Genomic DNA, 14,372 nt, shown 5'->3' with positions numbered 1-14,372 from the left:
TCCTGACAAGCGCCCACACGAATTATCTGACCAATCTGTTAAAGAGCGCTTGAACGTGTCGTTCAAGTGAGGCGCATATTCTACCGAACGCCGCGTTGAAGTCAATCTTTATTTTGCAACTTTTTCGAAATCTTCCGGCTGCAAAACCTGACTCCAACCACCAATCACAAAACCTTGAAAAAATGTTAAATATCAAGATCTTACTAACCAGCATCTTCTCATCTCAGCTACCTGTTTGGCAGCCTCCTTGGGAAGAGGTGCGCATTCTACAGACTCCCCAAAAGGAGTCAACAGCCCTGCCTTAAAAAAGTGATAATTATTGCAAAAACATACTGAAAACAACAAAGGCGCCACGCGGGCGCCTTTGATTACTACTTAAAATACCTAAAGCCAAACAGCGTACTTAAGCCCCCTCAATAACCAACTCATAGTTATGATAGTCAGAAGAATCATCTAAACATGCAGTATCAGCATACTAAGTTCCAAACCAACCACAGCCACCCCTCCTAAATTAGCCACTTACTTGCAAATCACCGGAAGCAGACTATAGTTATCTGAAGCTCAGGATGAGCTTATGGCATGGAAGGCATTCTCAGGAAGAGAACCCGCATAGGATGGCTGGCTTACCACGGAGGTAATTGCCTTCCTGCTATTTTACATACTCACCAAAGACACTAATCCCCCCCAGCGTTTTCGCTTGCGACAATAAGGTAAATAGCTTGCCAGACAAGCACAGGACTTAAACCCGTCCGCTTTCGCCTTATCCATAAGACAGAACAGTTTAGCACTGGCGCGCCCGCCTGGCTCGCAGAGAAAGGCCTGAGGTTTTCGACCTATCAAAACGGGACGTATCGCATGCTCAGCATGACTGCTGCCAATCGACTATCGCTAAAGCCGCGCAGCACCAGGAAGATTACAAGTAATGAGATATTTTAAACGACTGAATAGGATGATGGTGCCCGGAGCCGGAATTGAACCGGCACGCTCTTTCAAGCGCAAGATTTTAAGTCTTGTGTGTCTACCAATTTCACCATCCGGGCTGGATTCTCCGTTGCAGCTTTTGCTACTGGAGTAGGTGGAGGCCGTAAGTAAGCCCCTGTATCTCGTTGAGATGGGGCGTATTATCCGAATATTCTGAATGATTACAAGTGTTTTATTTCAAAAGCTTACAAATTTTTCCCGAGTCATTATGACAACCTCAAAATACTTGTATTAACACGCTCTTTACTAAAAATTCATCAGATTACATGTATTCTTACCTTTTAACTTATGCTCCATCTACAGCGCCTGTTTTTTATTTCAGCATTTTTTTCAAGTCATCCAGTCCCAATCGGATCGCTTTGCTCACTTCATCATGTCGTTTTGGCAGCTCTTTAGTACGTGTTTCGAGTGCTTCAGCCGTGCTTTTTGCCAACACGTTAGGTATTTCAGAATCAGCAATCATTGCCTGAAAGTTATCACTTTTTAATACCGACAGTTGTACTTGCGTATTTTTGATTTCTGCTTCGGTACGTTTTTGCATTCGTGCTTCAAAGTTATTTAAAGCATCGGCTAACTCTTCAGCTACCTGGTCACTTGAGTTTTCCAGGCTTCGGGTAGTTTTAACGCGAAGATCAGGTATTGAAGGCACACGTAAAATAGTACCTTTTTTCATTTTACTGATGTTTCGTAGTTGAGGGTTTGCTTTTAATAGCTGCTCAACCACTTTTTCACGTTGAGTATCGTTCAGCCTGGCAAATAGGTTTTCAGCAATATCGGCTACATTACGTTCACCACGAAAAGTTGCTATACGCATAATCTATCTCCTTCAAAAGCCAATAATATTCGTCAGATTAATATCAGCAGGTACTGGATCGCCCTGAACGATAATCGGGCCACTCGCGGTATTTCCAATCACAATTGCACGTTTAATCCTTGTAGCTAAGTGCAACGTATCCCGGTCTCGCGCGCCTATCAGATGGTTATTACTGACATTCAATGTTCCTGCTCTAAGATCCCCCAGCAAGAACTGCTTACTTGTCTCGCCGGTCACTTCACAGTGATTTTCTGTGAACAAACAGCTATCGATCTGAGCACACTGATTGAGCGCCACATCGGTCAGGTGTGCACGTAAATGATTACCCCTGACTGATGCAGATGGTACCCGAAAATCAACAGCAGAAACCCCCGTCGCTGTTAGCAGGTAAGCCTCACCGCCCTTCTCTGTGCTAATAAAGCTAGCTTCTGCGAAATATCTCAATTGAACAGCTTCTGGCGACATATTTATTGCCTGCCAATTAATAGAGGTCGGTTTTTGACTCTCATCACCAAGACGCTCAACACTGTTATTCTCAAAACTAAGATGATCAAAAGGGGGCAAAAAATGTGCTGCATTAACCGTGGCGGCGCTGCTAATGCGGTCGGGCCCTATCGCAAAAAACCTATTCCCGGCCACTCGTAACTGACCGGTTGCTGCTGTGCGGATCGCATCAACACCAGGGCTGGTAATAGATAACAACGCAACGCTGCCTATAACATTATCCAGCACATCACAGCGTGAAACACGGATTAGCTGTATCGCAGCAAAAGCGGTATCGTCATCCCTTGCCTGAAGGCCAAGTTTATGACACTGATTAGCGCTAAACGTCAGCAAGTCTGCCGCTGCGCTTTCACTCATCACCAATGCACCGAGCCCAATTTCTTTGATCAGATTTTGCGAAATGATGATACTTTCAATACGACAGTTGATAGTAATAGCATTGCCATTAAATCCTGAAATTCGATTCTCAGATATGATGATTTGATCGATAGCAGCTGGATCAATACCTTGCTGCAATACAATACCCTGGCTACTCTGCCTTCCTGAACCACTTAATTTATTGCCTCTGACGCTAAGACAACCAACACCTGCACGAATACCATCACCCGTGGTAGCGATCGTATTATCAGCAATAAACATCTGAGATCGTTTCAGGACAGCACCCGTCACAACAATGGCGGCATCATTACCGGTTAACATCAGATTAGCTGTCATCCGGCTATTGCCAAAGTGCAGGCTTAGCGCATCGAAACTGACAGCGCGTTGGCTACAAAAGAACAGATTATGTTCGATATGCAACTCACCGGTAATAACGAAATTTACTTTACCGGTTCCGGTAACCGCGATACCACGCTCGGCAATAATGGCACAATGGCTGATATGAGCACCTAAGACCAAGCCGGATAAGCCAAGCCCAACGCTGGTACTACTGTCTACAGCTAGCCCTATCAAGTTGATGTGATCAGCACTCAGATCAATGACATTATGCGCCGCAATGACACTGCTTACCCCAGATTTTCCTGCAGAAGCAATGGCCGTAAAATATTCCAACGAGACACTTTTACTATCAGCAATATTAAAAATACCACCGGGCTCTGTGCCTACCAATGACGTTCTCCACCCCTGACCTCGTATAGTCAGCACTCGCGCACCGATTACGTCCAGAGGACGACCAATGTTATAGGTCCCGATCCCCAGACACACAGTCCCCCCCGTATCTTTAATGCTATCAATCGCCTGCTGGATCGTTCCTGTACCGTTATTATGGCTTTCTGCACTGACACAAACCGAACAACTACAGTCTTCTCCCTCAGCAATCGCAGGCCATAAAGTTCTGAAATCGGTTTCATCGTCAGGGAAACGGACACGTGCCAAGCGCGCATAATGGTGATGAATACCCAACGGTGCTGCCCTATCCAGCAATTCCACACTGGCATCTGCACTGCGTGCGGCAAACACCCAATAATCACCGCTTTTAAACTCACCACCAGACGGATGTAACGCTGCATCAGGACTTAAATCAAAATGCACGACAATACCGTGCTCAATAAACAAACCAGTAGCGGTTGGTGGAATAACGATTTCACCATTACTCCCCGGATCGTTAAGATTCTGCGCAACGCTACCATCGTCACGACGAACCTGTCCGGTATGATCCCAACGACGAACGCGGGTATTGCGGCTTGAATCTGTTGCATTATTGCCGCCAACAGGAAAATTGCAGGGATCATTAATACTGCTCGGTTCTGCAGGTAAAGGCCTATCAAACGCCAGCGTACGTGCAATTTCATCGACACCACCACCGGCTTTAATCCGCCGTAATTCACCCGGCAGGTTATTTAATTCACGCCAATCATCTGTAACCTCTACCCAATCTCCATCGTTAAAACGCAACAGGTCATCACGGCCGATACTTTCAACGGTGATCCGGTCCCGTTCAGGGTTGATATGAGTAACACGTGACGCAACCGTTGCATTATCTCGCGACCATTTAAAGGTGGCGGTTCCCAGAGACCCGCCTGTATGAACCTCAACACGATACAGCTGGTTCTCCAGTCCTCGATACCCGGCGGTTGGCGATATCAAACAGGGATTATCCGCCTCATCGGGAGGCGATCCAACGCCTACACTTAAGCGTGCAGCCGAAGGCTCAGTGGCTTCGCGCCAACCGGGAATATTTTCTTCGGGTGTATCGCGGCTGATATTTCCGACATTCTCCAGCACTTTGACTTGCCAGACCGTCTGACGGCGGCCTGTGGTATCCACGCCAACTGCGGTTTCGATCAAGTCCGGTTGTTCTACAGCACTGACATCACGCTGCCACACATCTACATATGCCAGGTGCGGCCCTCCTTGTGGTAAGGCGCTATTGTTAAAATCATCAGACGGATAGGGTCGTAAATACGGCTGGCTAGCGTAATCAATAGCGGCTGTACCGCTGAGCTCTGCCAATTGTGGATTCCAGGCTAATGGTGCTCCGCCATGATTTTCAGCCAACAAACCATCAACATAGATTCGGCCAGCGCCAATACTGAGCGCACCACCGGCTGCCTCAATAAGAAACCCTTCAGGGGTGATACGTGGCACTACGCTACCATTAAACATATCCAAAGTGCCCGCCTGAAGGCGACGTGACAATTGCGCAACCCATTCATTCCAGTCGGAATCCAACTGAACCCGGCCTTGTTGCATTACGACGCCTAAAAAGTCCTTGCGAGCATCAAAGCGAATGCGACTGAGATCGAAAGTCATAATATGTACTCCCTCACGATTCGTAAAAAATTCCGGCGCGTAACCCTACCCGCAGGTACTCCGCAAGACGTATACGCAGATTAGTGTCGCGCTGAGCGCCGTATAAATGATGAAACATGCCCATCTCGCTCTCGTCATCAGCGCCTCTGATTATTTGATCAGGAGTGCTGCCTGCAAGCTGACCATAAGCAGGCGTGCCATAATGGAGCGATGTAAAACCTGGTGTTACCTGCAGGCCGGCCTCTGCTGAATCCGGTTGGCACTGGTAGCGCGCCGGAACAATAGAGCTGAAAGGCAACCAGGAAAATCGCACACACCCGGCCTGCTTTCGTTCAGCTCTAACCGGCACAACCCAGGAGTCTGTAGCAGAGAGCGCTGCCAACAGAATACTATTTGAAACAAGCGACATTTCACTAGCATGTACTTTACCGATTAGGGTACAAGCAAGCAGCGATAAGACAGCACCAGGCGACTCACCATCTATACCTGCATAGGCAACCGCCTCCGGATTATTGGCATCGATACAGCTGTCCTCTGCCCTCACACTACTTCGTTCATGGCAACGAATAGCACCCAAAATGCATTTTTGAATACCGATATCTACACCATGAATAGCGACTATCAAACTCGCGGCACCCGCTTGTCGCGAAGAACCATCAGTGTTCAATTCAATACCCGGCACCAGCGTACAGTGAATAAGATCTAGTTTGGCAAGCTGATTATCTGCTTCATCCGCGATGTCTAACGGTGCGCCACTGATGACTAAACCATTAAAAATACAGCTACTGTTCTCGCCTCCGGTGACGCTGAAGCCACCCAGATCCAATACAGGCCGACAATTATTACTTGCGCGAATTTCTACACGACCTTCATCAACAACGTTAATCGCAACTATTTCGCTGTAGCGGCTATTATCAGTAATTTCAATCACACCGTTGCCAGCAATCGCCACTAAAGCACTTGCCAATGTTGAATGCTGATCCGGTACACGCACCAAGGTGGTAAGATCCGCCGGAACAGGCAAACTATCACCACGTTCATATTCACCACCGCCGATATCGGCACTAAAACCTTCGTGCCACTTCAGACGGACATCCGATGGATCGTCTGCTTCTGCAGGCAAAGCGACACGTCCCAGTTGCGGATCAATCGCATAAATACCCCCGGGGGGTGGGCTATTAGCCCAACCTACGTCATCATCACTGAGATTACAGATTCGCACCTTATCTCTTTCAATCAAGACACCATCAACAAACAACTGAAGACTAGGATTAGGATTATCTAGCGTCCCTGCAACACTTGCTCTTTCTCCATAATAGCGCTCAAGATGATGATGCATTCGACGCCGGGACAGCGGCCAGGGTACATTATCAGGATCAGCCAGATGGGTGATTTCAACCTCCGCCTGCGGATGATTGTAAATTGGCATATCAAACCCAAGCGGATTAATCCGATAACGATGCGGGCCTTCTCTGTGTGCCGCAGACAAGGTGCGTGGATACGCCTGAATCCGCCACAGATGTAATCCAACGTTAGGGATATTATGCCGTCCTGAAGACTCGATCCGACGAACATTGACGGTGCGATTGGCGGTTTCGAAAGCACTCCCTGTCCACTCCAGAGCTTCTCCCTTGCGTAAATCTGCTGATTGCAGATTATCTAAGCGTGGATGGTTCATATACTGGGTGGTATTTAATCGCTGGAAGTACTCAACCGCGCGTGCATCCCAGCCGGTTACATCGCGGGCTAATTGTTCAAGGACCAGTGCCGTGCCTTTACGACGCCGCAAAGCGATCGTATGTGCAACTTCCGCCCGTGAACTTGCTACCTTGGCAACCACATTATGTAAGCTCTGATAGCCAATCAGATCACCGATATAAGGTACGACCCATTCAGCACATGTCTCAATAAACAGATCATCATAGAGCTGTTCCAAACTCTCATCAGCGACACTGATCTGTTCTGCTAACACGCCAATAAGCTCTTCCAACGGACCTCGCTCAAGACCGTTAGCTTGAGCCATTTCTGCATCCCGGATGCGGTGGATGGCGGGTAAAAGAACGAATAGAGCCTGCGTATCGAAACTCATGGCAACACCTCCAGTTGAATCGCATTTTCATCAACTGTCAGCAGCTCGGCAGCGAGCGGCAAACTGCTCAGTGATGCCACAGGTAAACGTGCAAATAACCGGGGTATAACGTTGGCAGGTGGTGGATCACCCGCGCGATACAACTGGGTAATATGAACGCCTGCAATACCACGCACCGCTTGTGCTACCGCGACCACCTCATCTGCCGATACCGTCTGCCCAAACCGTCGTTGTGCAAAACCAAAGTGGCTACGTATTGCTGCATCGACGTTATCAATTACCGGATCAATTTCATAATCATCCTGAACCTTGATGGATAAGCGGCAACGAAAGCGCGTATCAATATAGTTAGTCATACGCAGCGGTATCTGCGGATCACCATATATCTGTAAAGCACCCAGAAGATTCTTAAATGTCTGACTGGTTTCTGGCACCATCGCACCATCAACACCGGCTATACTGAGAAACATTCCCCGTGCCGGTCCCGCCGGAACCCATAAAGCATGCGCTTTATCAATCCCTGCAAAAGCACGGGCAAAGTTTGCGTAATCTTCAACAGAAACCACCCGATCAAGTGTGAGGACGGTCAATGGCGCGTTATCCCGAGCGCGTGATAATGGCTCGGCATCTTCTCCTCCTGTTGCCGCAACAGGATTAACCGCCTCACTCACGCCCAGCGGTCGGGACAATAAGGTTGTCAGCGTTCCTGCATCAACATTACCCGCTAAGCCGATACCCTTGCGATAACTAACACGCAGATTACTCTCACCACTGGGCAAGCGAGCACCTTCAATGCCATCGCCAAACTGAAGGGTGGTGTGCGCAGTATCATCCTGATTAATCTCATACACTCGCGCATCGGATTCAGCACCATGCAGCATAGGCACTTCAGTCCAAAGCACATCCCCAACCCTAACCTGTAAAGTAGAAGTCCGACCGGTGGGAGTATTGGCACTGACAAACGTCAGTGGTGTTTGCGTTAAGGTAAAATGCTGATTAAAAACGCTACCATTGCCACTGCCCAGTATAGTATTGGCCACCGTTTCACCCTGAGTGGCAGGCGCAACATTGGCGTTAATACGCGTACTGATTCTTTCATAGCACTGCTGCGTTGATGCCGTAAGCTTCAGATAACTACGATTACGATCTTGAGTAATCGCCTCATCGGTATCGACAAGAAAAATGATTTCAGACACCAACGCATCATCTTTATATGCTTTTTCCAATGCGATTTCTGATCCTCTGAGTGCAACCTGACCAACACAGCCATCACGGTCCTGTAAGGTCAAACGGAACCATATGTTGCGTTTACCGAGTAACCGGGCAAAATCCTGCGGGGGTAGATAATTAGTTGTCTCACCCGTCAGACGCTCAGGTGCTTTCATCATTAACAAGCTATCGCCTTCGACCAACAGGCGCTGGCTACCATCGTCACAGCTAAGAATCCGATTGCTGATTCCCCGTAGCATGATGACACGCTGTCGTTTACCACTCAGCGCCAGAGGCTGCCCTGCAAGTAATCCCTCCACATGACCTGCCAGCGCTATGCGCTCACCATAAACCGGATAACTCAGCGGTATTTCAGCCAATGCAAGTTGCTCACTGTCAACATGCACTGACAAACTACGTACCGCATGTTCAAACTCTGCTGGTAAGCGCCCATTCGTTAACTCACCCTCAAGTTCGACCCGCGTGGTTTGTCCAGACATCAGATACTCTGCCCGGCTGGCCGCTACTGCACTATTGATCCGGTACAGCTCGGTAGAATTAGGCACAGACAATAATGCCCAACTTCCTGCTACCACTGAGTCATGGACCCGGCTCAGGTCAATCCTATCCGGGGAACGAACCAATGGAGCGCGTCGTGTCGAAACGTTCACTACTTTACCAACAAGCGCACGCTCAACATCAGCAACAATGCGTTGATAAGCGGATTCAGCACCACTACGAGGTGAACTGAGCAGATCATCAACATCACCCAACAGCGGCAACAATTGCTCTGCAAACTCAACAGGCGCCTGCAGCGATGTTGGCATAAGAGTCTCGATTTTCGCCAGCACGCTACCCGCTGCGGCTTCACTTGCTGAGCTACCACCTGCGCGTGCTACGCCCAAAGCGGCAAAGTGACGTGCTACTTCGGCAATGCTTTCAGGCGTTGCTGCCGGAAACGGAGGTGGTAAATTCTGTGCGATAGTAACCGCTGTGGTCACCAGCGCAGCGACGTCGGCTGTCGCTGCAGCACTCAACGCAGCAACACCCGCGTGTCGGGACTGTTCACGCATTTCAGAAGCCGCATCATTAAGTGCCGCCAACGCTTCTGCAGGATTCAGCAGAGCAGCCGTACCAGCAATCCCCGATTGCGCCTCTTGTGCCATTTTCGCCACGTCCTGGCCTAGTTTAGAAAACATAACACCGGTTGAATTGGCGATTTCATCCTGCATTTGCTTGAGTAACAACACAACATCAGATCCGACGGTAAAGAGGCCTTCGGTCCACTCCTGAACGCTTTCAAATACGCCATCAAAATTTATTATCTTCTGAAAGTTTTCTCCGCTGAATTCAGTACCAATAACCGTTTTAAATGCCTCAATAACCTCTGCCATAATTGATGATGTAGTACTGAGACCATTACTTAAGGAAATATCACCCACTCTGGTTTTTGCTTCTTCAAGAGCTTTTTCTGCTCCTAAAAATGAACCCACGATATTATCCAACAAACTTCCGAGGTCGCCTTTTACCGTTTCTATTGTACCGATAGCTTCAACAACAGCATCACTCCAGATTTGCTCTAAACCAGGCAGTGGGTCTACCGGATAGTTCTCATTCCCAAGCTGTAAAGAATCTATCAATTCGTCTAACACAGCCTCAGCAATAGCGATCCGGTCAGTTAAGCCTTGAGCAGTCAAATCCTGAACTTTCGCGGGTAGCGCTGCAAGACTATCGGCAATTCCTTGTTGAAAAAAATCCCGCGCGATTACACGTGCCAAATCTTCGGCTGTCAATTGCAATGCTTGCAACGACTGCCCCTGAGAGTGAATCAGCGTGCGCGCACGTTGAGTTACTTCATTAACCGCCAGATTAGCCACCTCACTCAGCCCTTCAGCACTTTCGCGCGCCATATTCATGGCTGTTTCAGCGATCTGACCACCGGCCATTACTACACCGCTACCCGCATTAGCCGCTTTATGCATGGCCATTGCTGCTGCACCCTGCGCAGCACCATTAGCGGCGGCTACAATTTCCTCAACGGTAGCAGCCCTGTGCACTTTTGAAATATCCGAACTGCCACTACGACGTTCAGGGTAAAGCGGTGCCAGCACGCTATAATCAGGCCACTCCTCGATATCTGCGGGCCGGATAAGCTCATCCGGACTGAGTAAACCGATATAATCGGCTTTGCTCTCATCAGACAACGCCCGCCAATCCGGTGCGGTATGGCCAAAAACAGCCGCTCGGGTGCGAAACGTATAAATCTGTACGCCTTCACTCGCGGGCAGAACAAATGGCCGACTATGCCCAAGCGCCTGTTGCCAACCGACACACGTCAATTGCCGTGGCATATCGATATTCAGCCGGGTGATCACCCGCACATCCCAACGCTCATCCTGGGGAGCAGCTTCGTGTTCAGCACCCACAATCAGGATCAAATCACCGACGGCCAAGCCACTATCAATACCCTCCAGCCAAAGCTGTGTGTCACCATAGACAGGCAGTTGAAACTCACTCTGTTGAAGCTTGATGGCATTCCATTGCGCACGCGCTGCAGCCGGAGCAACCGTCTCAAATGTTTGTGCTTGTTCATCTTGTCCCGGCACACTCTGGACACGCGTCCCCATCGGGATTTCTATAGGCTTAGCAGGCGCGCCCGGCACACTTTGCAGGGTAAATGCCAGATGAGTACTGGCGGCAACACCCGGCGCTAGTTCATAGCCGATCAGGCGTGCCATCGCACCCACTGATAAACGCTCAGTCGCTGTTCGCAGATAATGTTCATGTGCGTAGCGTTCGGTGTAAAAGCTCAGAACATCCAGAGAGCAGGCCAATGCATCACCGATGGCAAGCGTAAAGTCGCTACTCTCTCGGGTGGTGAGTGCTGCTAATGCCGGATTATCAACACTAGACAGACGTGACTGGATAGACTCAAAAAAATCACTATGACGCCCTATCCGGTAAGGAAACTGTGTCAGCCCCGGCGGATTATCAATACGACGAGGTGTGACTGCATCAACGCCACTGCAGCAATCGCAACCAGGTTTTGTACTATTGTGTCCGTTCATCATTTTCCTCCGTGCAGCTCAAGCCGCAGCACGCCGCGCTCTGGGAAGTTGGGGTTATTATCCAGACGCGCAATTTCAAATCGACCTAGCGTCATATAACCATCCGCTAAGGGTTTAAGATCTTCCTGATTCTGTCGCTGAAAACGTGTGATCTGAACAGAATCGACACCGGCCACATGTCGCGCCGCCGTATACAACGGACTCAGAAAAACAGTTTGGCCGAAACTAAAATTATCCGGATGAAATAAGCCAAGCGAGCCATCAGCGCGAACAGTGCTGCTGAAAATATCCAGCAAACCACGGCGCACATCACTACGAAAATAGTGCGCGTTAACACACACCAGCATGTCGATTTCAAGTGATACATGCAGTGGATCATTGACCTTCAGATCATGGCCAGCCATGCGGTACCGATCCATATGTTCAACAACCGATTTATCAAAACCATCCTCATTAACCTGCATACCGCCATCACGATCAACGGTGGTGAACACCGTATGCCAGCTTCCGGTCCAACGCAGGCTCGCCGCTGCGCGCTGAACACCGTCAAGACGCTCAGCGACACTGGCGTAATCGGCTGGAGTGACTGCGCGCTCCTGTGTACGAAATGCATAAGGCGCATGTCGCCGTACCTCGCTAATCGTTTCAGCCGCCAGACCACCGTATGCTGGCAGTAAATTAGTAACGCGATTAATACGGGTTTCACTACTCACCACATGCACAATGCTATCTGCACCCACATTACCCTGTGGGCCGTTACCAACACGATAATGGGGAGTGAAAACCATACCAATATCCGGGCGGCGACCATGAACATCATCACCGAAACGCACATGGGTGCTCCCATCATTTTCGCTTTCAAGTACAAAGTTTTTATCGATAGCACGGTTAGATAACAACTCACGACTTGGATGCCAATTTTGACTTCCATCATGCAAGCGGACAACAGGTACAGCATCCGCACATTGCCATTCAAACGCTGACTTGGCAGACCCTTGAGGATCAAACGGCAGCTGGATACTGCGACGAATGCCCTGCTCAACAATGGTTTTGGTTATCTGGCCCTGATAAGTCACCGGCCCCTGAGCCAAGTGCGGTTTAAAACGTGGCGGCAAGGGTTGGCGATTCTCCCTGTTACAGCTGTTGTTTTTTCCAGAGCTGGCGGTCGAATAATGTAGCTGAGCAGCGGGAACAGGCTCAGTCGGTGCATCAATAATACTGGCACCATGATCAACCAACACATTGTTCCCAAAGGCAAGGCTGACATTATTCAGTAGTAGATCATCGTGCGCCTGGTCAGTTTGCGAAGAGATACAAAGTGGAAATGGCAGTGCATCCTCGCTATGCCAGCGTATTTCGGTTATCTCAATATCATGCAATGGATCTAGCAGCGGATCAGTACCGTCAAAAGCATTCACTGCAACTAACCTAACGGCATGTCGATGTGTAGGATCGGCATCTTCGGTGGTGCCACTGAGCGCGCCTATGATTTCACGAAAAATAAGTACATCACCCTCAACCAGATCCGGCCAGTGCCCCCGCAAGGTTGCCTGAGTTGCCGCAATGGGTAAGCAGCAACGTTCATCCCCCCATGTATAGAATTCGAATTGATTGTGCTCTGCCCGCAAAGTGATGGTATGCATCGGCTCAAACACTAAGGGTGTCGACTGTAACGCTTTACGATCTTCAGCAGAGCCTGACAAGAAATGTATTGGCGCACCCGGTACATGCGTATAAAAACGTATATCAGGGGGCAAAGGAAATGGCCCACCGTTAACATTAATATGTAACCATGTTCGCGCATTACACCCTTCATGCATGTGGTAATCCACCAGCAGCGCATGCCGGCGAATACTGCTGCGTAAACGGGCAGTATGCAGATAAGCTTCAGTGGCAATGGCATCCAGATGGTAGTGCTGCATATCGCCAACATAGGCAATAAGTTCTGCTAATGTCGTTGCCAGATCAGCAGGACTACGGTCGCGCCAGCCGGGCATCTGCCGGCTCATCCGATCTATAACTAAGCGACGTAAACTGGAAAAATCTCGCGCCAGATAATTAATGGCAGGAGAACTGGCGGGTTCTTGCTGACAATCCGTGTTGTCAGCACAATCAAAATCACTGGGGCACTCTACTTTAAATGTAAAATCAATCGACGATAGCCGTGGATCAAAGTCTGTTAGCGGCGCATCATTGTTGCTACCACTCACCAATTTCAACTGATACTCAGAAAAGTCACCGCTGCTGTCGGTGCGTATCAATAGCACATGATCAGCATCCGGCAACGCCGCGAATACGGTTTGTTCGGCCAACGTCATCAAAGGCGATAAAGGCGCCTCACTGGCAATTTCCAGCCACTCAACAGAGATATGGCGGATGCGCTCACCTCCCTTAATACGCACATTCTCTGGTGTTAATCCTGAGGGCACCGGTTTCAACAATCGCAACATCAAGGTTCGCTGACGAGGGCTGTCTGCAGGCGCATCAAGATCCAGCACTTCAAGCCAATCGATCCCATTCAATGTGGCATGAATCTCAACAGCTGCGCGGCGGTTCTCTTCGCAACAGGTGTAGATCATATGCCACCTCCTTGTGCCGTTTCCTGTAAAAAGGTTTCCTGATAACGGTTACCGGTACGGCGAATCGCATAATTGATATTCACCGATAAACTCGCATCAATAGCAGAGATCTCAACACGCTCGACCGTGATAAGGTCTGCCATCCATTGCTGCAGCGCGCTCTGAACCAAAAACTGCGTTGTCGCGGCCAGTTCAGGGCTATTTGGCGCAAATACCAATTCACGCAGGCCACTGCCAAAATCAGGTCGCATCACTCGTTCACCCGGCATCGTAAATAGCACCTGCTCGATTAACCCCCGAATCCACAGGGCTTCATCATCGTCACGGGTTCGACCTCGACCATCAAACTGTAGGGGAAAATGCACATGTAATGTCAT

At 49.2% G+C, this 14,372-nt stretch carries 6 protein-coding genes and 1 tRNA gene; all 7 read right to left on the bottom strand.

Features of this window, described 5'->3' with window-relative positions:
• Positions 1 to 953: 953 nt before the first annotated feature.
• Positions 954 to 1,040, bottom strand: a tRNA-Leu gene (locus BM099_RS07075).
• Positions 1,041 to 1,294: 254 nt separating this feature from the next.
• Entirely contained in the window at positions 1,295 to 1,795 is a 501-nt protein-coding gene (locus BM099_RS07070; protein ID WP_090726135.1) for a hypothetical protein, read from the bottom strand.
• 12 nt (positions 1,796 to 1,807) lie between these two features.
• Positions 1,808 to 5,050, bottom strand: coding sequence for a DUF6519 domain-containing protein (locus BM099_RS07065; RefSeq protein WP_090726133.1), 3,243 nt, complete (start codon positions 5,048 to 5,050; stop codon positions 1,808 to 1,810).
• 13 nt (positions 5,051 to 5,063) lie between these two features.
• Positions 5,064 to 7,139 (bottom strand): hypothetical protein, encoded by a 2,076-nt coding sequence (locus BM099_RS07060; protein ID WP_090726131.1) that lies wholly within the window; start codon positions 7,137 to 7,139, stop codon positions 5,064 to 5,066.
• Positions 7,136 to 11,416 (bottom strand): putative baseplate assembly protein, encoded by a 4,281-nt coding sequence (locus BM099_RS07055; RefSeq protein WP_090726129.1) that lies wholly within the window; start codon positions 11,414 to 11,416, stop codon positions 7,136 to 7,138. Before BM099_RS07055 ends, BM099_RS07060 begins: the two co-directional genes overlap by 4 nt.
• Positions 11,416 to 13,995: a putative baseplate assembly protein gene (locus tag BM099_RS07050; protein ID WP_090726125.1), complete on the bottom strand. Its 2,580-nt coding sequence runs from the start codon at positions 13,993 to 13,995 to the stop codon at positions 11,416 to 11,418. The genes BM099_RS07055 and BM099_RS07050 overlap by 1 nt, the downstream gene beginning before the upstream one ends.
• The gene (locus tag BM099_RS07045; RefSeq protein WP_090726123.1) at positions 13,992 to 14,372 is read right to left on the bottom strand and encodes a GPW/gp25 family protein; all 381 of its coding nucleotides are present in this window, start codon (positions 14,370 to 14,372) and stop codon (positions 13,992 to 13,994) included. The genes BM099_RS07050 and BM099_RS07045 overlap by 4 nt, the downstream gene beginning before the upstream one ends.

This window comes from Neptunomonas qingdaonensis (assembly GCF_900113275.1).
Taxonomy (GTDB): Bacteria; Pseudomonadota; Gammaproteobacteria; order Pseudomonadales; family Balneatricaceae; genus Neptunomonas; species Neptunomonas qingdaonensis.
Note: the sequence above shows the minus strand (reverse complement) of the source record. Positions and strands in the feature narration are given on the sequence as shown.

Coding starts and splice junctions, on each gene's coding strand:
- BM099_RS07070 (WP_090726135.1), bottom strand. CDS start 1,795: ATGCGTATAGCAACTTTTCGTGGTGAACGTAATGTAGCCGATATTGCT.
- BM099_RS07065 (WP_090726133.1), bottom strand. CDS start 5,050: ATGACTTTCGATCTCAGTCGCATTCGCTTTGATGCTCGCAAGGACTTT.
- BM099_RS07060 (WP_090726131.1), bottom strand. CDS start 7,139: ATGAGTTTCGATACGCAGGCTCTATTCGTTCTTTTACCCGCCATCCAC.
- BM099_RS07055 (WP_090726129.1), bottom strand. CDS start 11,416: ATGAACGGACACAATAGTACAAAACCTGGTTGCGATTGCTGCAGTGGC.
- BM099_RS07050 (WP_090726125.1), bottom strand. CDS start 13,995: ATGATCTACACCTGTTGCGAAGAGAACCGCCGCGCAGCTGTTGAGATT.
- BM099_RS07045 (WP_090726123.1), bottom strand. CDS start 14,372: ATGACATTACATGTGCATTTTCCCCTACAGTTTGATGGTCGAGGTCGA.